Consider the following 22,570-nt stretch of genomic DNA (forward strand, 5'->3'; position numbering starts at 1 on the left):
TGATGCCGCCCGCCTTTGCGCGACATGTGTGTCGGAAATGTCCGCGCCGTCCACATTCGTACAGCCGTCATGTTCGCGATCGATAACGTCGGTCGCCAGTTGCGCCGTGCCGAGACGTAGAGCCGGCACGGGCGCCACCCGGATCACGCCATGAGCGGTACACTGTCGACCCAATTCCATGCCTATCTTCGCGAGCGCCATCCCCTGGCGGCGGGCGAAGGCGGAGCCGCGGGCGAAACGCAGATCGCGCTCTGGGACAGGTTCGGCTTGACCGCCGACGTTTTCGCGGAGGAGGTTGCCGGCTTCACCGGACTGGAGCGCGTCGCGCTGCGCGAGCTGATGGCGGCACTGCCCGCGGTGAGTGAGTTCTCCGATCGCTTCCTGCGCGAAGTGCTCGGCTATCCATACAAAGACTCTGACGGCGCCGCCGTGTTCGCGATGGCCGACCCGACCGATCAGGCCGTGCGCCGGGCCGCCGAGCTGGTGCTCGGCCCGCAGACTCTTTTCAAGGTCGCCTCGCATGACGATATCGCCGTCGTCCTCGACCAACGACTTGGCGATTCCGACGAGGCCGAGATCTCGCCGGCGCAGGAGCTCCGCGACGACGACATCGAAAGTCTGCGCGATCTCGCGAGCGGCGCGCCGGTCGTCCGCGCGGTCAACGACCTGATCGAGAAGGCCGTCGAGATGCGCGCCAGCGACATCCACATCGAGCCGTTCTCGACCGGTCTCGTGGTCAGGCTGCGGGTCGACGGCCTGTTGCGTCCGATCGCGGCGCCTGCGGGCGTGCTGCCGCAGGCGGTGATCTCGCGCATCAAGATCGTCGCCGGTCTCAACATTGCCGAGCGGCGTCTGCCGCAGGACGGGGCCGCGCGCATTCGCGCCGGCCGAGCCGAGATCGACGTCCGTGTTGCGGTCATGCCAACCCAGCACGGGGAATCGGCGGTGCTGCGCATCCTGCCGAAGGATCGCTCGCAGCTCGTGGCGAGCCGTCTCGGCCTCTCCACGCGCGACGACACCGCACTCCGGCGCCTGATCACGCTGCCGCACGGCATGATCGTGATCACGGGGCCCACCGGCAGCGGCAAGACCACGACCCTGGCGACGATCCTGTCCATGCTCAACACGCCGGAGCGCAAGATCCTCACTGTCGAGGATCCGGTGGAATATGAGATCCCCGGCATCAATCAGTCGCAGATCAAGCCGGCGATCGGGCTGACATTTGCGAGCGCGCTGCGCTCCTTCGTGCGTCAGGATCCCGACGTCATCATGGTCGGCGAAGTCCGAGACGGCGAGACGGCGCATGTCGCCGTCCATGCTGCGCTGACCGGCCATCTGGTGCTGACGACGCTGCACACGGAAACCGCCGCGGCGGCGGTGCCGCGCCTGCTCGACCTTGGCGTCGAAGGCTTCTTGTTGCGCTCGACCCTGCGCGCGGTGATCGCGCAGCGGCTGGTGCGCCAGCTCTGTGATCACTGCAAGACGCCGCAGCCGCTTGATGAGGAGACGTGCCGCCAGGATCCGCGCCTCGGTCATCTCGGCCTCGTGCCCGGCGACATCACCTGGCATCCGACGGGATGCGAGCGATGCGGTCAGAGCGGCTATCGCGGCCGTGTCGGCGTGTTCGAGCTGCTCGAGCTGACCAGCAGCCTGCGTGAGCTGATCGCTGATAGTGCCGACGGCCTCGCGATCGATCGGCTGGCGATCCGGGAAGGCATGACGACGATGCTCGACGACGGTGTCGCCAAGTGCCGCGCCGGCGTCACCTCGGCCTCCGAGTTGCTTCGTGTCCTCGTGGCGCGGTGAGGTGGATCGTGCCGAGCTACCGCTATCGCGCCCTGACGCAGTCCGGTGAAATCGTCGTCGGATCTCTCGACGCGCCGTCGCGCGGCGAGGTCGAGCGGCGCATCTCCTATCTGCAGCTGCTGCCGATCGAAACCGTCGAGGAGACGAAGGAGCGGACGGGCGGTGCGTCCGGACTTTCCTTCGGCGCTCCGACCGCGGCCGAGGTGACCACGTTCACGCGCGATCTGGCCCTGCTGCTCAAGGCCGGCGCGCGACTCGACGACGCGCTCGATCTGTTGTCCGGCGATTCCGACATCGGCCGCCTGCGTCCCGTGGTGGCGCGGCTGCGCGCGGCGATCATGGCCGGTGAAAGCTTCGCCGACGCGGCGGCTGCCCAGCCGCAGCTGTTCTCGCCGATGTATGTCGCGCTGATGCGCGTCGGGGAGGCGTCGGGAACGCTCGATCATGTGCTGACCGCGCTGGCCGGCGAACGCGAGCGTTCGGAGGCGACGCGCCGCAAATTGACCGACGCGATGCAGTATCCCGCCTTCGTGTTCCTCGCGGCGATCGGCGTAATGCTGTTCTTTCTCGTGGCCGTGCTGCCGAACTTCTCCGCCGTGCTGCGCGACTTCGGTGGCCGTGCCGATACCGCGCTCGGCTTCTTCATGACGATGTCGGATCTGCTGCGCGCCAATGCAGCTGCGATCACGCTCGGCTGTGCGGCGCTGCTTGCGGCAGGCTGGTGGCTGTTGCGTCAGCCCGCGGTTCGCGCCGGCCTGACCAGTGTGCTGGCGGTGACGCCCGGCATCGGCAGCCTCCTGCTGTTCTATCGAACCAGCCTGTTCTGCCGCAATCTCGGCCTGCTGCTCGGCTGCGGCGTCAATCTGAGCGCGGCACTGCGGATTCTCGTTGACGTGATGGCGGTGACGTCGTCGCGCGCGCCATGGTCGGCGGCGGCGGATCGCGTCCGTCACGGTGGCAAGCTGTCCCAGGCGCTGTCGGCCGACAACACGCTGCCGCCGATGGCGCTGCGCATGCTGCGGCTCGGCGAGGAGACCGGCCAACTGCCGACGCTGTCGACCCGGATCGCAGAATTCTACGAAGCCAAGCTGCAGCGGGGACTCGACCGTGTCGTCGGCATCGTCGGTCCCGCCGCCATTCTGCTCATCAGCGTGGTGGTCGGTGGCCTGATCGTCTCGATCATGACGGCCCTGCTTTCGGTGACGCAACTGGTCGGCTGACCGACATCAAGGAGAACGACATGAGATCGGATACGCAGATCGAGCCGTCCACGAGGGCCGGGCGCGAACACGAGCGCGGCTTCACGCTGGTCGAGATGCTGGTCGTGATCACGATCATCGGGCTGATCATGGGGCTGATCGGTCCGCGCGTTCTGAACTATCTCAGCGAATCCAAGACCAAGGCAGCGCGGATCCAGTTGCAGAGCTTCTCGGCGGCGCTCGATCTGTTCTATCTCGATGCCGGCCGCTACCCCTCGACTTCGGAGGGCCTCGCGGCGCTGGCGCAACGGCCGGCCGGACTGAGCACCTGGAACGGTCCTTATCTCAGGGGCGGGGCCGTGCCGAAAGATCCGTGGAACACGGCCTACGTCTACCGCGCACCGGGCGATCACGGCCCGTATGACATCCTGTCCTACGGCGCCGATGGCCAGGAGGGCGGCAGCGGGACGGCGGCGGACATCGTCCTGGGAACGCAGACGAGCGCGCGCGGTGAGTGACGACGGCCAGCGCGGCTTTACGCTGCTCGAGATGGTCTGTGTGCTCGCGATCGTCGCGCTGCTGGCGTCCGTCGCGTTGCCTTACCAGCCGCGGCAGACGTCGCGGCCGCGGCTGCAGGCCTATGCGCTGCAGGCCGCGACACTCCTGAAGTCCGATCGTGCCTTGTCGATGCGGACCGGCACGCGCGTCGACACCGAGATCGACACGTCGCGCCGCCTGATCCGCTCCGGCAGCGGCGCGGCGGCGCTGAAGCTGCCCGACGATGTCGCGTTTCTGGCAACGTTGCCGCGCAGCTGCCAGCATCGGCCGGTGCTGGCGACGATCAGCTTCTTTCCTGACGGACTGTCCTGCGGAGGAGCGATCACATTGTCGCGCGCCGAATTGAGCCTGGAGATCAGGGTCAACTGGCTGACGGGGAGAATCGACATTGTCTCGCGCGCGCTCGCCAATGGCTGAGACCGCTGATCGCAGCGAAGCCGGCTTCACGCTGATCGAGGTGCTCGTCGCCCTCGCCATCGTCAGCGTGTCGATCATCGCCATCGGCGCCGTGGTGTCACGCAACGCGGCCAGTGTTCGCAAGCTCGAGCAGCACGTCACTCTCGTCACCGACATGAGGCTGGCGCTGGCCACATTGCTGGCCGATCGCGGCCGGCTGCAGCCGGGCAGCACCGATCAGCGCTCCGGCTCCGGCGCGGTGGTGCTGCAGATCAGGCCGCTCGGCGGTGATTGGAATGAACCGGCCGGACAGACCGGGTGGATTCCGGAGGCGGTGACCTTGCGCGTCAAGACCGGCTCGGGCGCCATGGCCGATGTGCAGACGGTCCGCCTCGCGCGAGGAGCGCGCTGATGACCGTCCGATCCGATCGGCCGCAACAGCAGGGCTTCGCGCTGATCGAGGCGCTCGGCGCGCTCGCGATTGCCGGCATCGTCTTGTCGGCGCTGGCCGCAGTGACGTCGCAATGGCTGCCGGCGTGGAAGCGCGGCCTGGATCGCGTGCAGCGTGCGGAGATGGTGGCCGCTGCGCTGCGGCGGGTCGGCGATGATTTCGCCGCCGCGCAGTTTGTTTCGGCCAATCGCGAGCAGAAGGGACCGCTGTTCGTGGGCAACGAGGTCTCGGCGGTGTTCGTGCGCGCCGAGTTTGGTCCGAATGCGGGACATGGCCTCGATATCGTGCGCATCGGCGAGGAAGGGAGCAGGGGCGAGCGCGCTCTGCGGCGATCGCGTGCCGCGTTCGAGCCCGTGTCGGTCGGTCAGCCAGTGACCGAGCATTTCCGTTTCGGCGATCCCGTGGTGCTGTTGTCTGCGCCGTTCCGCATGTCGTTCGCCTATGCTGACAGGACGATGGCATGGACGACGGAGTGGCGCGATGCGACCAGGCTGCCGTCCGCCGTTCGCATGACGGTGCACGACGACAGCCGCGGCGGCGCCGCCGTTCTCGTCAGCGCAGTCCGTATTCAGGTCGATGCGCCGGGCGGCGGCTTTGCCGATTCGGGAGCGGGCGGCACCGCAAACCAGCCGGCCGCGGCCGAGCCGCCGCAACCAAACAAGAGCGAGCCGATCGATTGATGCCGGCCCCTTCCGTCACCAGAGGTTCTGCCGACGGGCGCGGCGTGCAGGATGGCTTCATCCTCATTGCGGCGCTGTGGATGCTTGCGGCGCTGGCCGCCCTCGTCGTGGTCGTCTCGCAGCAATTGGGAAGCTCGGCGCGATTGCTGCGGCTCGAAGACGAAGCGGTCGAGGCCGATGCGCTGATCTCGGCGGCCATCGAACTCTCGGCCTATCGTCTGCTGCTGTCCAAGGACGAGGAGCGGCCGAGACAGGGCGGTTTCCGGCTGGCGCTTGCAGGCAACGACATTGCGGTCTCGTTCGTCAACGAAGCGGCGCGGATCGATCTCAACACCGCGTCGGAGGACATGCTCGAAAATCTCTTCGTCACGTTGGGCGTCGACCGGGACGTTGCCAAGGATCATGCCGAGCGGGTGGTTGCGTGGCGCTCCAAGCCATCCGATGCAGCCAAGACCCAGGCGGAGGAGGCGCGCTATGCGGCGGCCGGTCTCAAGCGTGTCCCGCGGCTGGCGCCGTTCGCGCATGTCGGCGAGCTGTCGCTCGTCCTCGGCATTCCCGCATCGCTCGTCGATCGGGTGCTTCCGTTGGTGACCGTCTTCAACGGCTCTCCCGGAATCGATCCGACGATCGCTGCACCGGAGGTCGTTGCAGCGTTGCCGGGAATGACGCCGCTGATCTTGAAGGATTTCCTCAACGCAAGGGCGTCGCTGTCACAGGATGCCGATACGCTGGCCAAGACGCTGGGCCCCGCCGCGAAGGATGCGGCCAAGGGCAAGAGCAAGGCCTATCGGCTGCGCATCGTCGTCGGTCCGGCGGGCGGGCTTCGTCATGCGGCGACGGCGGTGATCGTTCCCGGCGAAGGCGAGGAGCCTTATCGGCTGCTGGCGCGCCAGGACGAGGGGCCGCAACCGAGGGGAGCGCTCCAGGCGCGGAGAATGCCATGAAGCTGACCGAAGCGATCGAGCGCGGACTGACGGTGTGGACGGCGAGCGTCGCGACAGCGATCGAGGCCGTAGCCGATCGGCAGCTCAGACGTCCGCGGGTCCTGATCCGCTACGATCAGCCAGAAACCGTCGTCATGACGGTGCAGGCGCCGCCGAAGGCGAAACCGACGCTGGCGCCGGCAAGGGTGAATCCGGCCGCGGGCGCAGCGCAGGCCGGGCTCTCGCCGGAGTGGCTGCGAACGCTGCGCGGCGCCGCGCTGGAGATTCATCTTGCCGCCGAGAGCGTCCTGATCCGCCCCCTTGACTATCCAAAGCAGGCCGAGCCGTTTCTCGACGGCATGATCCGGACCCAGATCGGCAGGCTGACGCCGTGGAATCTCGAACAGGTCCTCTACGGTTACAGCGCCCCACGCACTGCCAACGACCGGATCGCACTGACGCTCGCGGCGACGCCGCGGGCTCTGGTCCAGCCGTTGCTCGCCTTGGCCGATCAGGTCGGCGCCGCCAAGCTCGTCATCACGACCGACGTTGGCTCACCCGATGCCGCCCGCATCCAGATCTTCAAGACGTCGCTGCGCTCGTCGCTCGCCGGCGGCCGCGATCTCGGGCGCGTGCTCAAGCTCGGCTGGCTGTCGGTGGCTGCGACCACGGCGATGCTGCTGATCACGACGTCATTGATCGGCGGATATGTGGATGGTGAGCTCGATGACGCGCAGGCGCAGGTCGCGCGGCTGCGCGCCGCCTTGCGGCCCGCGATGGGCGCCACCGCTGCCGACGGGCTGCTCGCCAAGCGCAAGCAGACCAGCCCCGCCAGCGTCATCGTGCTCGATACGCTGTCGAAAATTCTGCCCGACGGGACGTATGTCGTCGAGATGCATATCGAGAATGATCGGCTGCAGATCTCCGGCCTGACCCAGGATGCGCCCGCGCTGATTGGGCTGATCGAGCAATCGCCGCAGTTCAGCCGCGCCACCTTCTACGCGCCGACGACGCGCACCGCCGGGGAAGCGGGCGAGCGCTTCCATATCGAGGCGCGCATCAACGCCTATTTCGGAGACCGGGCATGAACTGGTCGACATCGCTGCGCCGAATCTTCGTGAACTCGCCGGCCGCTTCTGCGATCCTCTATGCGGTGACCATCGTGGCGCTGCTCTGGCTTGGTGCTGCAGCGGTCGTCGATCTCGTCGCCAAGCGCGACCAGCTCAACGACGCCAACGCGCAGCTGTCGCAGTTTTCCGGACGCAAACGGCCGGCCGGCAGTTCGGCCGCGGGCAGCGCGACGGCTTCGGGCGGATCGGTGTTTGTCGAAGGACGAACGGTCACCATCGCGGGTGCGGCGCTGGTGCAGCGCCTCACGGAGGCGATCAGCAAGGTCGGCGGCAGCGTGCTGTCGACCCAGGTCGAGCTGCCGGCGGCGCGCGCCACCACCAACCTGATCAGCGTCGTCGCCAGCTGCGAGCTCGAACAGCCGGCGCTGCAGCAGCTGCTCTATGACCTCGAAGCCGGATTGCCGTTTCTCTTCGTCGATCAACTGCACGTGCAGCAGCCGCTGGCGGCTGCTGCCGGCGGTGTGGGGCGGCTGACGGTGCTGGTCACCGTGTCGGGCCAATGGCAAGGAAAGATGTGATGCGATCGTTCGTCCGCTCAGGTCTCGTCACCGTTGCTACCGTGTGCATTCTTACAGCTTCGCTCGGCCGGGCGTGCGGCGAGACGGCGGACGGTCTCGAACCTGCTTCGCCCGTCCAGGCCGCGCCATTCGATTCCAACCGGCCGGCCGCTGCTGCCAGCGTGCAAGTCCCGGCTGGCACGAGCGCCAATCCGCTGTGGGAGGTTCCCATCAGCGCTCTCTCGGCGACGCGCGACCGTCCGATCTTCTCGGCCTCGCGCCGGCCGCCGCCGGTTGCCGCACCCGTCATGGTGATGCGCGCGCCGCCGCCTCCGCCGCCGAGAGAGCCGGAACGACCAAACCTGCAACTCGTGGGCACGGTCATCGGGGATGAGGAGAGCTTCGGCATCTTCATCGATGCCTCGTCGCAGGCATCGCTGCGCTTGCGGGTCGGCGCCTCGCATGAGGGATGGGTGCTGCAGTCGCTGCGACCGCGCGAGGCCTCGCTGCTGAAGGCACCGGAGACCGTGACCCTGCAGATGCCGCAGCTCGGCACAGCCGCCAGTAGCGACGTGCAGGCGGGACCGATGACCCCGCCTGCGCCGCCGGGCGGACGCGAGCGGATGGCGCGGCGGGCGCGCTGAGTTCACCGGCTCACCGCAATCAAAAGGTCACGAGCAATTCGCTCCCGGTGGCCTGCAGGGCGAGCACGGCGAGCAGGCCGAGGACGAGGAACGGACCGAACGGCAGTGCCGTCTGGGCTGTCAGCCGGCGGCCCGTGACGGAGAGCGCGAGCGCCGCGGCGAGTGCCGTCGTCGTGGCAACGAGCAGCAGGATCGGCAGACTCGGCAGGCCGGCCCAGAGTGTTGCAGCCATCAGAAACTTGACGTCGCCGAGGCCCAGCCCGTGGCGGCCGCGGGCCATCATGTAGAGTCGGCGCAGCAGCAACAGGGCCAAGCCGACGGCAAGGGCCGCAGCGGCGGTCCATAGGGCCTCGGGCAGATCGACGAGCGTTGCGGTTCTCAGAAAGCCGCTGGCAGCGACCAGCGCATTCATCCAGTCCGGCAGCAGGCCGCTGCGCAGATCCGTCCAGATCAGGCCGGCGCAGGTCAGGAGCAGCACGAGGATGGAGAGGATGTTGATGGCGTTCGTCACGCGATGTGGGGACTAGCGGTGTCAGATCGCCTGAGCATAGGCGGCTCAGGATGCGAGCGATAGTCCCGCCATCATCAGGCCAATCGCGGCGACCCAGCCGCCGACCGCGCGCACGGCGATCCCGCGCCAGCTCGACAGCGGCTCGGTGTCGGGACGCCTGAAGCTGAGCGCGAGCGCCATCACGAGGGTGATGGTGGCGTAGCCCGCACCGGCGAGCCCGGCGGCATAGAGGAGGCGGTCGGTCTGCGGCATCAGCTCGCCGGCATTGGCGGCACCGCGCATCACACCGAGCACGAATGCGATCGCGCTCAGCAATGTCACGGGAATGCGCAAGGCCGCCGCCAGCAGCAGCCCGAGCACGAGGATCGTCGCGGCATCGATCAACGGGGAAACGAGGGTGACGCCCGAACCGACAGCAAGCGCGAGCCCGGTACACAGGCCGACCGGAAACACCACGACCAGCCATCGTCCACTCGCAGCACCGAGCGAGCCGGCCAACAACCCGAGCGCGACCCAGACCACGACGTCCTGCAGGGTGAGCAGCGGATGCAGGGCACCGGCGTAGAAGTCGCCGAGCCGGGCCGATACGATGTGGGCATCGGCGATCTGCGCTTGCGTCAGCAGCAGCACCGATGCGAGCAGCGCAGTCCGGCGGAACGCGCTCATGCCGCGACTCCCAGGCTGGAGACCAGGAAGTAGCCGCCGAGCGCGGCGATGGCTGCCCCGACGCCCTGGATGATCCGCTCTCCGCCCGGCCAGCGGGCGAGTGCGCCGATGGTGATGCCGCAGGCGTGGAGCAGACCGGTCGCGACCACGAAGCCGCAGCCATAGGCTAGCGGATTCGCCGCCGTCGGAAGCTCGACGCCATGCGCGTGGCCATGAAAGATGGCGAAGATCGCAACGATGACTGCCGCAATCGCGAACGGGACACGGATGCGCAGCGCGACCGCAAGCCCGAGGACCAGCGCCGAGAGCGCGATGATAAGCTCCGGGACGGGCAACCCGATCTTGAGGATTCCCAGGACGGCACCGAACGCCATCACCAGCGGGAAGACGACCGGCAGGATCCAGATCGCCGCGCCGCCGAGCTGCGCGCCCCAGATGCCGACTGCAACCATCGCGACCAGGTGATCCAGCCCCGTCAAGGGATGCAGCAGGCCGCTGGCCAGCCCGCCGCCGACGCCCGTCTGCTCGTGGGCAAGGCTCGGATCCGCCGACAGCAGCGAGAGCAGCGCCGCACCCAACATGGTGTGCAGGAGTTTGCGCGCGATCATGTTCGTCCCATTCGTCATCATGCGGCCGCCAGAACCCGCACCAGACGGCCCAGGAACCAGAACATCGACACTGAGCCGATCGCATAGGCCGGCAGCTCGGCGCCCCATCGCGGCAGCGCCGCGCCGAGGCGGCGGTGCGCCCAGATCAGCGCCAGCACCAGCAGCACGAACAGGATCTGTCCGATCTCGACGCCGACATTGAAGAAGAGCAGCGCCGCAGGCAGGATCCGCCGCTCGAGCCCGAGCCCGGCCAGCGCGCTGGCGAAGCCGATGCCGTGCACGAGACCGAAGCTGAAGGCGACGGCCCATGGATAGCGGGCGGTCAGCCCGGTCTCGCCGCGCTGCTGTTTGACGATCTCGACGCCGACGAACACGATGCTGAGCGCGATGCAGGCATTGAGCGGCCCCTCGGCAACGCCGATCCATCCGAACGCCGTTGCGGCGAGCGAAGCGCTGTGGCCGATCGTGAACGCGGTGATCGTCTTGAGCAGGCGCCAGCCGCCCTGGACGATCCAGATCAGCCCGAGCACGAACAGCAGGTGATCGGCGCCGAGCAGGATGTGGTCGATGCCGAGATTGACATAGGTCTTCGCAAGCTCGAGCCAGGTGTCGAGCGTCGGCGCGTCGGTGCCGAGCACCGTCACGACCGGATTGGCCGCCGAGATCGTGTAGCTGCGCGTCTCTCCAGCCAGGGACGTCACGCGGATGATGGCTGCCGACATGTCCTCGCCGAGATTGGCGATCGTCATCTGTCCGACGAGGCCCTTGTCGCCGCAATTCAGCTCCGGCAGGCGCAGGTAGCAATGCGGGGGCATCTTGAGATCGATGCGGTTGACGCCATCCTTCGGCAAGGTCGTCCATCGCCCGATATAGACGCCGGAGCGCATCTCGCGAAACTCGAGCACGGCGATCGTCGCCTGATGCGCAGCCGCCGGCCGCCCAGGCAGCAGCGCCGCGAGCGCGAGCACGACGGCGAGCAGGGCGCGCGCGCCGGTCACGGCTCGTACCTGATCGTGTAGTTGGCCTTGAGCCGGCTCACCGCCTCCCAGGCCCGCTTCCGCGTCTCTTCGGTGTGCCAGATCTTGGCCGCCTCGGCGCGAATGTCCTCGAGTTTCGCCGGAGCGCCCGGCGTCCGGGCGTCGAGACGAACCACGTGCCACCCGTCCTTCGACTGCAGCAAGGTCCATTCCTGGAGGGGCGCCTTGAGCAGGCCGTCGCTGAAGCCGTCGCCGAAGCCGGCGGCCAGGCTCGGTACCGGTCGGTCGAGAACCGCGCGCGTCTGATCGTGCAGCTCCTCGGATTCGCGCTGCTCGCGAATGTCGTCCAGGTAGCGCCGCGCCGTCGCTTCGTCGCTGGGTGGCGTCATGAGGAAGCTCACACGCTCGGGCTCGTCGAACCGGGCATGATTGTCGGCGAACCAGGCGCGCAACTGCTCCTCGCTCGGCTGTGGCACGCGCACCTGATCGAAGATCAGATATTGCAGCTTGAACGCGACACGGTCGCGGATCATCTCGTCGCCGCGGTCGACACCGAGCGTCTTGCCCTCGCGATAGAGGATTTCGCTGGCGACCCAGGCCTCGACCATCTTCTGCAGCTCGGTCTCGCTCGGGGTCCGCTGCTTGTCCTCGTCGAACGTGTCGATGAAGGACTGGCGCAGAGCCTTGGTCACCGCAATGACCTTCTCGTCCTTCGCCGGCGGGTGGATGATGGCATCGGCCGCAAAGATCAGGCCACCGAGAACAAGGAAGTGCAGGAGTGGCTCCCTGCTGAGCCCGCGCAGGGCGGTCACGGATGATGATCGCGCAGGGGAAGAGCTGTTGCCATCTTGCTGATTGGAGCGTGCAGAGGCGCTCTCGAAGGTCTGCGCCGCATTCGACATGGCAGGGGCTGACATACGTTCTTTACAACTCGGACCGCGCTCGTTGCGCGGCGCGTATATGCAACGGCACACTTGCCGTTGTCACCGGGCAAACGTCAGTGTCACAAAAATTTCGCAACGACTGCGGACCGCGATGTTCGTGGGGAAGGCACCGGCAAAAATAAATCCTTCAACAAACTGTCTCCGAGTTTTGGTTTGTTCGCGCCGCGAATGATAACGGCGCATCGGTCGCGTTGTCATCTCGGTTTGGAGATCGATCGAATTCTTTAGGGGCGACGATAATGGTTCCATCTACCAAGACAATCCTGCTGACAGCGGCCTCGGTCTCGCTGGCCCTGTCACAGAGCGCCGACGCTGGGGAGCGTTGGGGGGAAACGAGCAAGAACAGTCCGTATGTCGCCGGCGACATGCACAACCACAACACCTGCACCGACGGTTCGGTTGCAGCCGGCTATGCGATCGACCGCTCGGTCGGCAAGGGCACCGCGGCGGCTGGCGGCACCAATTTCGATCTCGACTGGTTCACGCTCGGCAACCACGGCGGTTCGGGCAACCGCGATTGCCGCTTCAGCGATGCGAGCGCCAACATCCCGGGCGACAATACGACGACGTATTGGAGCCAGACGCTCGGCAAGACCATCGACGGCATCACGATCACCAGCCTGAAGGGCACGCCGAACGGCACCGGCACCAGCGCCAAGATGTGGCGCTGGCAGTCGATCAAGGAGATCGAGTATCCGACCATCGTCAATCGCACCGCGACCTACAACAAGGTGCTGGTCGAGGGCCTGGAGTGGATCCTGCCCGGCCACGAGCATGGCGACGTGGCGGTGATCGCCGGCCAGAACCCGCGCGGCTACGGCAATGCCGACAAGATGGCCGAGTTCGAATATCGCTTCGACCGCGGGGACACCGACGCGATCGGTCCGGTCGATGCCAGCAACAACCCGGTCTGGGCCGGCAAGGACAATGTCAACAATTCCGGCACGGCCGGCCACCAGAAGGCCGTTGCCGGCATCGCCTGGCTGCAGGCGAACCACCCGCTGCAATCCTATGTGGTGCCGACCCATACCGAGCGGCAGGGACCGTTCAACCCGAACGGCTCGGCCGGCTACAACATCGAGCACTTCCGTGACTTCAACAATGCCGGCCCGACGGTCGCGTTCGGCATCGAAGCCCCGGGTCACATGGCCGAGGGCGGCGTGAACGGCGGCTCGGGCTCCTATGGCTCAGGCGCAGTCGGGGGCGGCACCTACGGCATGCAGGGCGTCTACACCGCCAAGGTCGGCGGGCTGTGGGATGGTCTGCTCGGCGAAGGCCGCAACTTCTTCCTGTTCCAGAGCTCGGACTGGCACAGCCGCGGCGTCTATGGCGCGCGCGATCCCGGCACGACAGCGGACTTCATCCCCGGCGAGTACACCAGGCTCTACGTGCCGAACGAGCGGCGTTTCTCCCAGCAGTCCATCATCGACGGCATGCGTTCGGGCAACTCTTATTCGGTCAACGCCCACATCATCGACTCCGACATGGAGTTCCGTGCGAAGGGTGAGTGGGACGACGACTGGAAGACGATGGGCGAGACGCTGGTCGTGCGTCCCGGCGAGAAGGTCACGCTCGAGATGGAGATGACCGTTCCGGCCTCCAACAACAGCCCGTACAGCTTCAACAATCCGCTGCTGCTGCCGGTCGGCATCAAGCAGCCGTTGAACAAGCCCTATCTCGACCACGTCGATCTGATTACCGGCGACATCACCGGTCCGATCGCGCCGGGCGCCCCGGGCTATGCGGTGGCCAATGCCAAGGGTGTCGATGGTGCGGCCATCGTCTACAACCCGTCGGCCAAGATCGCGAAGCAGATCCAGGCGACCAAGATGCGGAGCCGCAAGCTGCGCGACGGTTCGACCCGCCTCAGCTTCACGACCACCTTCATCGCCGGCCAGACACCGTTCTACATCCGCGCCCGCGGCACCAACATTCCGCCGGCCACGCCGAACGTGTCCGACAGCGCCGGCAATCCGCTCCTCGATGCCAGCAACGCCACCGTCAGTTGCACGGATCCGGCATGTCCGTCGCACCTCGGCACGGTCGGCGGCGTGAAGAAGGTGACCAACGACGTGCAGGCCTGGTCGAACGTCTGGTTCTATGCGAACCCGATCTTCGTCCGTCCGTACGATGCGCCCAAGCTGCTGGTGGAGAAGAACAAGGAGCTGGCGCGAAAGCTGGCCCACGACCATCACCACTGGCACGACTGGGATCATTGGGGCCATTGGGGCCACTGGGGTCGCTGGGCCTTCAACCGCGACTGATTGATCGGCATTGATCCGGCGGGACGATATCGTCCCGCCGGATCCTGCTCACTCCGAGCGCCGGCTTGCGAACCGGCGCTTCGTCTTTGCAACTTGTTTTGCCCTGGGGTTTGTCGACGTGATGCCTCGCTTGTCCGCCGTGATTCTCGCCGTCCTGGCCCTCACGACCGTCGTCGCATCGGCTCATGACGAGGAGCCGACGCAGGAGGCCTGCGACGCCGCGGTGGCCGAGGCACGTGCGCAGGCGGCGACCTTGCCGGCGGACGACGTCTCGCGCTATTTCGCCGAGCGGGACATTCAGCAGGCGCTGGTCGAGGCCGGCAATGGCGAGTTCGATGATTGTGTCGAGAAGGCCGAGCGGGCCGTGCTGGAAGTGCGCGACCGGCCCCACAGCCTGAAGCCCGGCGAGCGGCTCAACATTCTTCGTGCCGACGAAATGCCGACGCGCTGACGGGCGCGCGCCGCGTCTCCACTCTCGTCATCCGGCTGTCATGCAAGTCGGCAATTTGTCTGTCCTGTTGCGGCGCGTGCAAGGCCTTGAGACATGGACCAGATCGAAGCTCTTTTCCCGATACCGTTGTTGCGTTCGCCCGGGCTCTTGAGCGCCGAGCTCAAGGACGCGGCGGTGGCAGCCATCCGCAATTCGAAGATCGAGAACAATCTGCGGTCCGGACAGCTGTTCCACACCGAGGTCGCCGATCCCCGCGCCAACAATCTGTTTCAGACCATCGCCGAACTCGCCGTGCCCAAGCTAGTCGATTTCGGCGAGCTGCTGTTCGGCGAGAAGCTGCGCTGGACGGTCAAGGAGATGTGGACGAACATGCTGGAGACCGGCGGCAACCAGACCCTGCACGCCCACGCCAACAGCTTCATCTCGGGCATCTTCTATCTGACGCCGTCGCATCCCGGCAGCCGCACCGTGTTCGTGCGGCCGCCCGGTGGCAGCGATTTCTCGTTCCGCCATCACACGCGCAGCGCCGCAGTCGGCCCGTTCAATGCCGGCAAATACGTGCTGCCCGAGGCGGAGCCGGGCGATCTCGTGCTGTTCCCGAGCTATCTCTATCACGAGGTGCCGCGCAATCAGGGCGATCAGCGCATCACGATCGCCTTCAACGCGATTCCTGATCATCTGGACTGCTGGGGCTACCGCGTCAGCTTCTCGTCCTGATGACGCGCTACCGTTCGAACTCGCGCGACAGCAGATCGCGCGCGTCGCGTCGCGACGGCGCGGCGGCGTCGATCGCCCGAAGCAGGCGTTCAGCAGCCGCGCGATCCGATGCAAGCAGCGCTTTTGCCATGCTCATCAGCGGCGCATAGGCCGGCTCGAACTCGGCGCTGGCGCGAACGGAATCGAGGAGACCGGGTGCGGCGGCTGCGATGAGCGCCGGCCCGCGCGGTTCGCCGGTCAGCGCGGCGCCGGCCTGGATGAATCGGTTGCGGGCCCGCCAATAGGCGCCGAGCCGTTCCTCCCACATTCCGCGTTTCGAGTCTTCCAGCAAATCGACCGCGTCGGTCTTTGTCTGGCTGAGGACCGTCAGCAGCAATTGCCATGGGGCCGCCGAGAGAGCGTGGACATTGCTGCGCGCGTCGAACGTGACGAACGGGAAATCGTCGGTGTTGCGCGGTCCCGGACCGGCGAAGCTCGCGAGCGCTTTCGCGCCGGCGACATACTGGCCCAGAAGATCGATCGGCTGATCGAAGCCGAGCGGTTGAATGATCGGGTGAAGCTTCCGGTCGGAGAACCGTGCGGCGAGGAACTCGGGGTCGATTGGGCTCGGGGCGCCTGATCCGATCAGAGCCAGCATCGGCGTGCGCACGCTGTAATGGTTCAGCCAGGCGGACCCTTGTGGGAAGACTGCGAGAAAGCTTCTGACGATCGCGCGCAGCGACGGCGCATCGAGCTGATAGAGCGGCAGCCACTGGCAGAACACGCCCTCGGTCGCCAGTCGCCGCTTGACGGCCGCGAAATGTTCGACCGTGTACAACGCGCCGCTGCCATCGAGCGCCGGGTGGAACAGGTCGGCCACGATCACGTCGTAGCGTCCGTCATCGGCGATGATGAAGCGCCGGGCATCGGCAACGGAGATCGGCGGCCTTTCCTTCTCGGCCGCGGGGTTGTCGAACCAGGGCAGCAGCGCGACGACCTCGGAGGACAGCTCGACTGCGCGCACGTCGAGGCCCGGCATCTGCGCCGCGCCGAGCACGGTCGCGCCGGTGCCGACACCGAGGAAGAGGGCGCTGCGCGGTGCCGGATGCAAGAGCAGCGGCAGCATGGCCTGGCGGAAATCGGATCGCACCGAACTGGTGCCGCCCATGCGGAAGTGGCCGTTCACCTCAAGATAGCGTGCTCCTGAGGCGTCGTCGACGACGCTCGCGGTCGCCATCGGTCCCTCGCGCACGGCCAGAAGCTTGCCGCCCGGCGGGACCTTGATGAGCAGGGGGGCGGGAAGCCACAACAGCGCGAGTGCAAGTAGAGCGGGCGCCGCCGCCAAGCGCAGCGCAGCGCGTTGGGGCTGCAGCAGCAGAAGATATCCGACGGCAACGAGGACCAATGCTCTCCAAGTGCCGAAAGCGGGAATCAGCAGCTGTGCCGCGGTCAGCGGCGCAACGGCTGCGCCGAGGCTGTTGATGCCGACGGCCCAGCCGACTGATCCCCTGACGTTGCGGACATCCTGCATGAGCTGGCCGAACAAGGCGCCCATCGCCATCGCGGGTAACAGGAACAGCGCCAGCGCGAGTCCGAGCTCGCCGGCGACACCGAGGCTCGCCGCGCTGTCAGCGACGCCGCTAAGCAAGGGCGTCACGAGCGCCGTGCCGAGGCAGACGAGCGCGGTGCTGCTGATCAACGCGGTTCTGCCGAGCGCAACCGTGGGCCCGACGCGCTGCCAGATCATGCCGCCCATCGCGGTACCCAGCAGGTAGGCGGCCAGCAGACAGGCGAAGCTATAGACCGTGTCCTGCATCATCTGCGCGGCCAGGCGCACGACCAGCACTTCGAACACGATGCCGAGCAGGCCGGTGACGAACAGCGTTCCTGTCAGGCGGAGGTCGGCGACAGCAGGCTCGTGATCATCGCGCGCCCGAGGGGCGACCTGCACGGCTCGGCCGAGGCGAAGCGACGCCAGCGCGCAGGCCGCATTGACGGCTGCCAGGCAAAGCAGCGTCGTCGACAATCCAAGCGCGGGGATCAGCACGAAGGTGGACAGCAGCGTGCCGGCGACGGCGCCGGCCGTGTTCGCGCCGTAGACGCCGGCGCTGACGGGCTGCGGGCCGCGCGCCGCGGACATCATGCGTTCCAGCGCGGTCAGCGTCCCGCCCATCGCAACCGTCGCCGGCAACAGCACCAGCGTCGGCAGCAGGAAGCTCGCGCTCCATAACAGGACCGGCGACGGAGCCGTGCCGAGCAGCGGCGCGAGGGCGCGTGCGCACGCGGGAAGCAGCCAGATCGCACACAGCCCCCACAGTCCGATGACCGCTTCGAGGACGGCATAGACCCGGTGCGGATTGGCGGCGCGGCGGATCCGGCCATCGAGGACGAAGGCGCCCACCGCCAGTCCGGCGAATAATCCTGCGATGGCGCCGAGCACGGCCATCATCTCCGTCCCCAGGGCGAGGGCGAGCTGGCGCGTCCATACGATCTCATAGCCCAGCCCGGCGAGCCCGGATGCAGCAATCAGCAGCTTCAGCGCCCTCAGCCGAGCCGTGCTCCGGCAGGCGACGGGACCGACGCCGAGAGACCCGACGCCTTGCTTCTCCGCGATCAGATCATTGTCGCACGGGCCTGCATGGCCTGCTTCGGTCAAGATTCGGTACCCGCAATTCCTGCGATCGGTCTTCGGATGCAGCGCGCCGTGCGGGCGCAGCTCCGAGCACTGGATCAAGCTCGGCTGCCCCGGCCGCCAAGGTCGGGATCGTTTCCTTGTGTTCGCGTTACGTGACGGTGGTTTGACAGAAGCTGCGGGAGCAGCCGTTCGGCGCAGACGGTTGTATCGCATGAGGCCCGTCAGGGAACGACGACCAGACCCATCATCGGCGCCACGGAGAAGCACCAAAGCGTTGATTTCATTATTTTATTTGAGACGTCAGTCATTTAGAAGCGTACCAAAGCCGCCCGTCAGAACCCGGCGCCGCCATTCGTCTTGAGTCCGGACCGTTTCAACCGGAGTTCCGCGTACATGGCCCCCCGCGCCAATTGGAAAGGCTTCCTGCGCCTGTCGCTCGTTACGTGCCCGGTGGCCCTCTACCCGGCCACCTCCGAGTCCGAGAAGATCAGCTTCAATCAGCTGAACCGGACAACTGGCCACCGGATCAAGTACGTCAAGGTCGACGCCGATACGGGCGAAGAGGTCCCCAAACGAAGACATCGTCAAGGGCTATGAGCTCGAGAAGGGCCAGTACATCGAGGTCTCGAAGGAGGAGCTCGAGGAGATCGCCCTGGAGTCCGCGCGTACGATCGAGATCGACGAGTTCGTGGACAAGGCTCAGCGTCGCCCGCGATCACGGCTTTGCCGGCCGCACTTTCCAGGGCCGATCGGTTTCGGGGCGTCTCAGCGCCTGTCACGCGGAGTGGGTGTGCGGCGGAGAAGAACTATATCGACGCTCCGTTTCCGTACTCTGCTGATTTGCCGTTCCCAACAGAGGGGCAGGACCGATCGCCAAAGAAGCCTACGAGCCGGGATCGTCGATCAGGGGCTTTGGCCGGGCAAACAGCTCCAACCGCTCCTTGTGGTCGATGACGATCTCTCGTCCGCGGACGCGAATCCCATGGCTCGTAAGTTGGGCAAGACTGCGTGACAGGTTTTCGCGCGTCGTGCCGATGTGGGAGGCCAGCGTGCCGCGGTCGAATGGGATGACGATATTCGCATGCCCCGGTTCGCGCTGGGCTTCGGCGAGGATCCAGTTGGCGAGACGCTCGATGCTCGACCGGGCCAGGGTGCCCTTCAGTTTCTTGACAGAAGCGCGATAGGCATACGCCAGCTCCTGAGCAACAATCCGTGCGAATGCGATGTCTTCGTCGAAGAGTGCCCTTACATCGCGGGCGGGGATCAGCAGCACCCGCGACTCCGTCAGCGTGCGGGCTGAATTGAGATACGCCTGATCGACCACGACTGCAGCAAGTATGAAGGTCGACACGGGACGAAGCAGTGAGATGCCCCACTCGGCCTCGTCCTGCTCGGTGTAGATTTCCACCAACCCGCCAATCAGCACATGCAGGAAGTCGGCCTGATCTCCCTCGCGAGCCAACCGCACCCCGGCCGGAAATTGCTGCAGCAGAGCCGCGCCGAGCAACCGCTTCAGGTTCTCCTCGCTGAGGTCCGCAAACAGCGGCAGCGTCTTCAACTGGGCGAGTTCGTCGGGGCGCAAGCGAAGCTCCAAGAGTCATTCACCCGCTATCGCGCCGAACCGTGACAAAAGTCAATTGCATACGTGCAGTCTGACAATCCGATCTGAGACATTTGGCAGATTGTGGCCGACCGGACCGTCCGGTTGATGCATCGCAAAACCTTTCCCTGGTGCCCCGAATAACTGCTGTGGCGTCGAAGCCATACGTCGAGGCCACCATGGACGCCGCAGATTTCAGCCCTGAGCACCGAACGCGAGCACTCTGGCTCTCAACAATCTCGTTCACGATCTGCTTTGCGGTGTGGACGATCTTCTCGATCATCGGCATCCGGATCAAGCAAGAGCTGGATCTGAACGAAACCGAGTTCGGTCTCCTGATCGGCACCCCGATCCTGAGCGGCTCGCTGATCCGGCTGATACTGGGCATCTGGACCGATCAGTATGGCGGGCGCCGCGTCTACACCGTCGTGATGCTCGCCGCGGCGGTCGCGACCTATCTCCTGACCTGGGCGCATACCTATCCGCAATTTCTCGTCGCCGCGCTCTTCGTCGGAATCGCCGGTGGTTCGTTCGCGGTCGGCGTCGCCTATGTGTCGCGGTTCTATCCGACGGCCAAGCAGGGCACTGCGCTTGGAATCTTCGGCGCCGGCAATGTGGGCGCCGCCGTCACCAAGTTCGTCGCGCCGTTCGTGCTGGTCGCCTATGGCTGGCAGACCGTGGCCCAGATATGGGCGCTCGCGATCGGCGTCATGGCGATCGTCTTCTGGCTGTTCTCCGAGGAGGACCCGGTGGTCCGCTCGCGAAGGCAGCGCAAGCAGAAGGCCGGCAGCGCTTGGCTTGAGCTCGCGCCGCTCAAGAACATCCAGGTCTGGCGCTTTGCGCTGTATTACTTCTTCGTTTTCGGCGCCTTCGTCGCGCTGTCGCTGTGGCTGCCGCAATACCTGATCAAGGTATACGGTGTCGGAATCCAGTCGGCCGGCATGATGGCCGCCATGTTCTCGTTTCCGGCCAGCGTGTTTCGCGCCTACGGCGGACACTTGTCCGATCGCTTCGGTGCCCGTCGCGTGATGTACTGGACATTTCTGGTCGGTGTCGCCGCGACCTTCCTGTTGTCCTACCCGCCGACGGACTACGTCGTGACGACCGTCAACGGAAAGGTCGGCTTTCATCTGGAGATGGGGCTCGTCCCCTTCGTCGTCATCGTCTTCGTGCTCGGCTTCTTCATGGCGCTCGGCAAGGCCGCCGTCTACAAGCACATCCCCGTCTACTATCCGAACAATGTCGGAGCCGTCGGCGGCCTGGTCGGCATGATCGGCGGGCTCGGCGGATTCGTGCTCCCGATCGCGTTCGGCGCGCTGGTCGATCTCACCGGTCTGCGAACCAGCTGCTTCATGCTGCTCTTCCTGCTCGTCGGGGTCGCGCTGGTCTGGATGCATCTCTCGATCCGGCAGATGGAGCGCGGCGTTGCCGGCGAGGCGCTGAAGAGGCTGCCGGAGCTGCCGGAAATGGAGGAGATCCACCGGCCCGAGCACATCGGAGCCCTGTCCGGCGCGGTTCTCACCGACTGGCGGCCTGAGGACGACACGTTCTGGAGGGAGCAGGGCCGAGCCATCGCGCGACGCAATCTCTGGATATCCATTCCGGCGCTGCTGTTATCCTTCGCGGTCTGGCAGGTCTGGTCTGTCGTAGTTGCGAAGCTGCCTTCGGTCGGCTTCAAGTTCACGACCGATGAGCTGTTCTGGCTGGCTTCGCTGCCTGGGATCTCCGGTGCAGTTCTGCGCATCTTCTACTCCTTCATGGTGCCGATCTTCGGCGGCCGGCTGTGGACCACGCTGGCCACGTGGTCGCTGCTGATACCCGCGATCGGAATCGGCTATGCGGTGCAGAATCCCGCAACGCCCTATCCGGTGTTCCTGATATTGGCTCTGCTGTGTGGCTTTGGCGGCGGCAATTTCGCCTCGTCGATGGCCAACATCTCCTTCTTCTTCCCCCGCGCCGAGAAGGGCAACGCGCTCGCGCTCAATGCCGGCCTCGGCAATCTCGGCGTCAGCGTGGTCCAGTTCGTGGTGCCGATCGTCATCACGGTCGGCGTGTTCGGCTGGTTCGGCGGAGATCCGGCGATGGCGACGAGCGGGTCGCAGCCGATGCCGATCTGGCTTCAGAACGCTGGCTTCGTCTGGGTGCCGTTCATCGTCGCCAGTGCTTTCGCCGCCTGGTTCGGGATGAACGACATCGCCTCCGCGAAAGCGTCCTTCGCTGATCAGGCCGTCATCTTCCAGCGGCGGCACAACTGGATCATGTGCTGGCTCTACACCGGCACGTTCGGCTCGTTCATCGGCTATTCCGCGGGCTTCCCGCTGCTGGCGAAGACCCAGTTCCCGGCCGTCGACGCGTTGCAGTTCGCATTCCTCGGGCCGCTGGTGGGTGCCTTGTCGCGGTCCGCGACGGGCTGGATGGCCGACAAATGGGGCGGCGGGCGCGTGACCGTCGGGGTGTTCCTGCTGATGATGGCCGGCGTGCTCGGGGTGCTCTACTTCCTCGGCATCAAGGATCAGCCCGGTGCATTCTGGGGCTTCTTCGCGATGTTCCTGCTGCTGTTCTTCGCGACCGGCGTCGGCAATGCATCGACCTTCCAGATGATCCCCAACATCATGCGCCAGGAAATGACCCGGCTCATGCCGACCGCGGACGCGGAGACTCGGCTGCGCCAGGCCGAGAAGGAATCCGCCGCCATCACCGGCTTCACCTCCGCGATTGCCGCCTTCGGCGCATTCTTCATTCCCAAATCCTACGGCACCTCGATCGACCTCACCGGCGGCGTGCAGGCCGCCCTATGGGGCTTCTTCGGCTTCTACGTCACCTGCGTGCTGATCACCTGGGCCGTCTACACCCGCAAGGGCGGCGTCCTGCACGACGTCGAACGGCGCCGGGCGATCGCGGCCGCTGCCCAACCCGCTGAATGAGGACGTAAAC

At 66.2% G+C, this 22,570-nt stretch carries 21 protein-coding genes and 1 pseudogene; 15 read left to right on the plus strand and 7 right to left on the minus strand.

Annotated features, from left to right (window positions below):
- The first annotated feature begins 150 nt into the window (after positions 1 to 150).
- Genes QX135_RS15060 through QX135_RS15105 form a run of 10 tightly spaced genes read left to right on the plus strand, consistent with a single transcriptional unit; the run spans position 151 to position 8,284 of the window.
- Positions 151 to 1,806: a GspE/PulE family protein gene (locus QX135_RS15060; RefSeq protein WP_316234144.1), complete on the plus strand. Its 1,656-nt coding sequence runs from the start codon at positions 151 to 153 to the stop codon at positions 1,804 to 1,806.
- Positions 1,807 to 1,814: 8 nt separating this feature from the next.
- A complete protein-coding gene (locus QX135_RS15065) occupies positions 1,815 to 3,026 on the plus strand; it encodes a type II secretion system F family protein (protein ID WP_316181525.1) in 1,212 nt (403 codons plus the stop codon).
- Positions 3,027 to 3,046: 20 nt separating this feature from the next.
- A complete protein-coding gene (gene gspG / locus QX135_RS15070) occupies positions 3,047 to 3,523 on the plus strand; it encodes a type II secretion system major pseudopilin GspG (RefSeq protein WP_316181526.1) in 477 nt (158 codons plus the stop codon).
- Positions 3,516 to 3,980, plus strand: coding sequence for a prepilin-type N-terminal cleavage/methylation domain-containing protein (locus QX135_RS15075; protein WP_316181528.1), 465 nt, complete (start codon positions 3,516 to 3,518; stop codon positions 3,978 to 3,980). Before gspG ends, QX135_RS15075 begins: the two co-directional genes overlap by 8 nt.
- The gene (locus QX135_RS15080) at positions 3,973 to 4,371 is read left to right on the plus strand and encodes a type II secretion system protein (RefSeq protein WP_316181530.1); all 399 of its coding nucleotides are present in this window, start codon (positions 3,973 to 3,975) and stop codon (positions 4,369 to 4,371) included. The genes QX135_RS15075 and QX135_RS15080 overlap by 8 nt, the downstream gene beginning before the upstream one ends.
- Entirely contained in the window at positions 4,371 to 5,090 is a 720-nt protein-coding gene (locus QX135_RS15085; protein ID WP_316181532.1) for a type II secretion system protein, read from the plus strand. The genes QX135_RS15080 and QX135_RS15085 overlap by 1 nt, the downstream gene beginning before the upstream one ends.
- Entirely contained in the window at positions 5,090 to 6,034 is a 945-nt protein-coding gene (locus QX135_RS15090; protein WP_316181534.1) for a type II secretion system protein GspK, read from the plus strand. Before QX135_RS15085 ends, QX135_RS15090 begins: the two co-directional genes overlap by 1 nt.
- Positions 6,031 to 7,101, plus strand: a complete 1,071-nt coding sequence (locus tag QX135_RS15095) for a PilN domain-containing protein (protein WP_316181536.1) — start codon at positions 6,031 to 6,033, stop codon at positions 7,099 to 7,101. The genes QX135_RS15090 and QX135_RS15095 overlap by 4 nt, the downstream gene beginning before the upstream one ends.
- Positions 7,098 to 7,661: a type II secretion system protein GspM gene (gspM, locus tag QX135_RS15100; protein WP_316181538.1), complete on the plus strand. Its 564-nt coding sequence runs from the start codon at positions 7,098 to 7,100 to the stop codon at positions 7,659 to 7,661. The genes QX135_RS15095 and gspM overlap by 4 nt, the downstream gene beginning before the upstream one ends.
- Positions 7,661 to 8,284: a hypothetical protein gene (locus QX135_RS15105; protein WP_316181540.1), complete on the plus strand. Its 624-nt coding sequence runs from the start codon at positions 7,661 to 7,663 to the stop codon at positions 8,282 to 8,284. Before gspM ends, QX135_RS15105 begins: the two co-directional genes overlap by 1 nt.
- Positions 8,285 to 8,303: 19 nt before the next feature.
- On the opposite strand, the gene QX135_RS15110 is transcribed toward QX135_RS15105, so the two are convergent.
- From QX135_RS15110 to QX135_RS15130, 5 genes are read right to left on the minus strand one after another with little or no spacing between them, the layout of a single operon-like run.
- Positions 8,304 to 8,795 (minus strand): A24 family peptidase, encoded by a 492-nt coding sequence (locus QX135_RS15110; protein ID WP_316181542.1) that lies wholly within the window; start codon positions 8,793 to 8,795, stop codon positions 8,304 to 8,306.
- Between the two features lie 45 nt (positions 8,796 to 8,840).
- Positions 8,841 to 9,461: a HupE/UreJ family protein gene (locus tag QX135_RS15115; protein WP_316181544.1), complete on the minus strand. Its 621-nt coding sequence runs from the start codon at positions 9,459 to 9,461 to the stop codon at positions 8,841 to 8,843.
- Positions 9,458 to 10,069, minus strand: coding sequence for a HupE/UreJ family protein (locus tag QX135_RS15120; RefSeq protein WP_315781142.1), 612 nt, complete (start codon positions 10,067 to 10,069; stop codon positions 9,458 to 9,460). The genes QX135_RS15115 and QX135_RS15120 overlap by 4 nt, the downstream gene beginning before the upstream one ends.
- Before the next feature lie 17 nt (positions 10,070 to 10,086).
- The gene (locus tag QX135_RS15125) at positions 10,087 to 11,067 is read right to left on the minus strand and encodes a HupE/UreJ family protein (RefSeq protein WP_316181546.1); all 981 of its coding nucleotides are present in this window, start codon (positions 11,065 to 11,067) and stop codon (positions 10,087 to 10,089) included.
- Positions 11,064 to 11,948, minus strand: a complete 885-nt coding sequence (locus QX135_RS15130) for a peptidylprolyl isomerase (protein WP_316181574.1) — start codon at positions 11,946 to 11,948, stop codon at positions 11,064 to 11,066. Before QX135_RS15130 ends, QX135_RS15125 begins: the two co-directional genes overlap by 4 nt.
- A 281-nt stretch (positions 11,949 to 12,229) precedes the next feature.
- Here QX135_RS15130 and QX135_RS15135 point away from each other — a divergent pair, with 281 nt between their 5' ends.
- From QX135_RS15135 to QX135_RS15145, 3 genes are all read left to right on the plus strand, one after another.
- Positions 12,230 to 14,254, plus strand: coding sequence for a hypothetical protein (locus QX135_RS15135; RefSeq protein ID WP_316161771.1), 2,025 nt, complete (start codon positions 12,230 to 12,232; stop codon positions 14,252 to 14,254).
- 121 nt (positions 14,255 to 14,375) lie between these two features.
- The gene (locus QX135_RS15140) at positions 14,376 to 14,705 is read left to right on the plus strand and encodes a hypothetical protein (RefSeq protein WP_315739579.1); all 330 of its coding nucleotides are present in this window, start codon (positions 14,376 to 14,378) and stop codon (positions 14,703 to 14,705) included.
- A gap of 129 nt (positions 14,706 to 14,834) precedes the next feature.
- The gene (locus tag QX135_RS15145; RefSeq protein ID WP_315776940.1) at positions 14,835 to 15,422 is read left to right on the plus strand and encodes a 2OG-Fe(II) oxygenase family protein; all 588 of its coding nucleotides are present in this window, start codon (positions 14,835 to 14,837) and stop codon (positions 15,420 to 15,422) included.
- Between the two features lie 7 nt (positions 15,423 to 15,429).
- On the opposite strand, the gene QX135_RS15150 is transcribed toward QX135_RS15145, so the two are convergent.
- Positions 15,430 to 18,057 carry a spermidine synthase gene (locus tag QX135_RS15150; protein WP_316181549.1) on the minus strand — a complete coding sequence of 876 codons (2,628 nt, stop codon included), beginning with the start codon at positions 18,055 to 18,057 and terminating at the stop codon, positions 15,430 to 15,432.
- A gap of 372 nt (positions 18,058 to 18,429) precedes the next feature.
- On the opposite strand from QX135_RS15150, the pseudogene QX135_RS15155 reads away from it, so the two are divergent.
- Positions 18,430 to 18,790: pseudogene (locus QX135_RS15155) on the plus strand (Ku protein); the annotation flags it as partial.
- A gap of 129 nt (positions 18,791 to 18,919) precedes the next feature.
- On the opposite strand, the gene QX135_RS15160 reads toward QX135_RS15155, so the two are convergent.
- Positions 18,920 to 19,618, minus strand: a complete 699-nt coding sequence (locus tag QX135_RS15160; RefSeq protein ID WP_315739582.1) for a helix-turn-helix domain-containing protein — start codon at positions 19,616 to 19,618, stop codon at positions 18,920 to 18,922.
- Between the two features lie 197 nt (positions 19,619 to 19,815).
- Here QX135_RS15160 and QX135_RS15165 point away from each other — a divergent pair, with 197 nt between their 5' ends.
- Complete coding sequence (locus QX135_RS15165; protein WP_315776938.1) at positions 19,816 to 22,560, plus strand: MFS transporter; 2,745 nt, start codon at positions 19,816 to 19,818, stop codon at positions 22,558 to 22,560.
- Positions 22,561 to 22,570 lie beyond the last annotated feature (10 nt).

Origin of the sequence: Bradyrhizobium sp. SZCCHNR1098, assembly GCF_032489375.1 — a bacterium.
In the GTDB taxonomy this organism is placed as follows: domain Bacteria; phylum Pseudomonadota; class Alphaproteobacteria; order Rhizobiales; family Xanthobacteraceae; genus Bradyrhizobium.

What these genes read in the sequence shown, in the direction of transcription:
- QX135_RS15080 (WP_316181530.1), top strand. Translation starts at nt 3,973, where the DNA reads ATGGCTGAGACCGCTGATCGCAGCGAAGCCGGCTTCACGCTGATCGAG.
- QX135_RS15130 (WP_316181574.1), bottom strand. Translation starts at nt 11,948, where the DNA reads ATGTCGAATGCGGCGCAGACCTTCGAGAGCGCCTCTGCACGCTCCAAT.
- QX135_RS15095 (WP_316181536.1), top strand. Translation starts at nt 6,031, where the DNA reads ATGAAGCTGACCGAAGCGATCGAGCGCGGACTGACGGTGTGGACGGCG.
- gspG (WP_316181526.1), top strand. Translation starts at nt 3,047, where the DNA reads ATGAGATCGGATACGCAGATCGAGCCGTCCACGAGGGCCGGGCGCGAA.
- QX135_RS15140 (WP_315739579.1), top strand. Translation starts at nt 14,376, where the DNA reads ATGCCTCGCTTGTCCGCCGTGATTCTCGCCGTCCTGGCCCTCACGACC.
- QX135_RS15115 (WP_316181544.1), bottom strand. Translation starts at nt 9,461, where the DNA reads ATGAGCGCGTTCCGCCGGACTGCGCTGCTCGCATCGGTGCTGCTGCTG.
- QX135_RS15120 (WP_315781142.1), bottom strand. Translation starts at nt 10,069, where the DNA reads ATGATCGCGCGCAAACTCCTGCACACCATGTTGGGTGCGGCGCTGCTC.
- QX135_RS15090 (WP_316181534.1), top strand. Translation starts at nt 5,090, where the DNA reads ATGCCGGCCCCTTCCGTCACCAGAGGTTCTGCCGACGGGCGCGGCGTG.
- QX135_RS15165 (WP_315776938.1), top strand. Translation starts at nt 19,816, where the DNA reads ATGGACGCCGCAGATTTCAGCCCTGAGCACCGAACGCGAGCACTCTGG.
- QX135_RS15085 (WP_316181532.1), top strand. Translation starts at nt 4,371, where the DNA reads ATGACCGTCCGATCCGATCGGCCGCAACAGCAGGGCTTCGCGCTGATC.
- gspM (WP_316181538.1), top strand. Translation starts at nt 7,098, where the DNA reads ATGAACTGGTCGACATCGCTGCGCCGAATCTTCGTGAACTCGCCGGCC.
- QX135_RS15135 (WP_316161771.1), top strand. Translation starts at nt 12,230, where the DNA reads ATGGTTCCATCTACCAAGACAATCCTGCTGACAGCGGCCTCGGTCTCG.
- QX135_RS15105 (WP_316181540.1), top strand. Translation starts at nt 7,661, where the DNA reads ATGCGATCGTTCGTCCGCTCAGGTCTCGTCACCGTTGCTACCGTGTGC.
- QX135_RS15060 (WP_316234144.1), top strand. Translation starts at nt 151, where the DNA reads ATGAGCGGTACACTGTCGACCCAATTCCATGCCTATCTTCGCGAGCGC.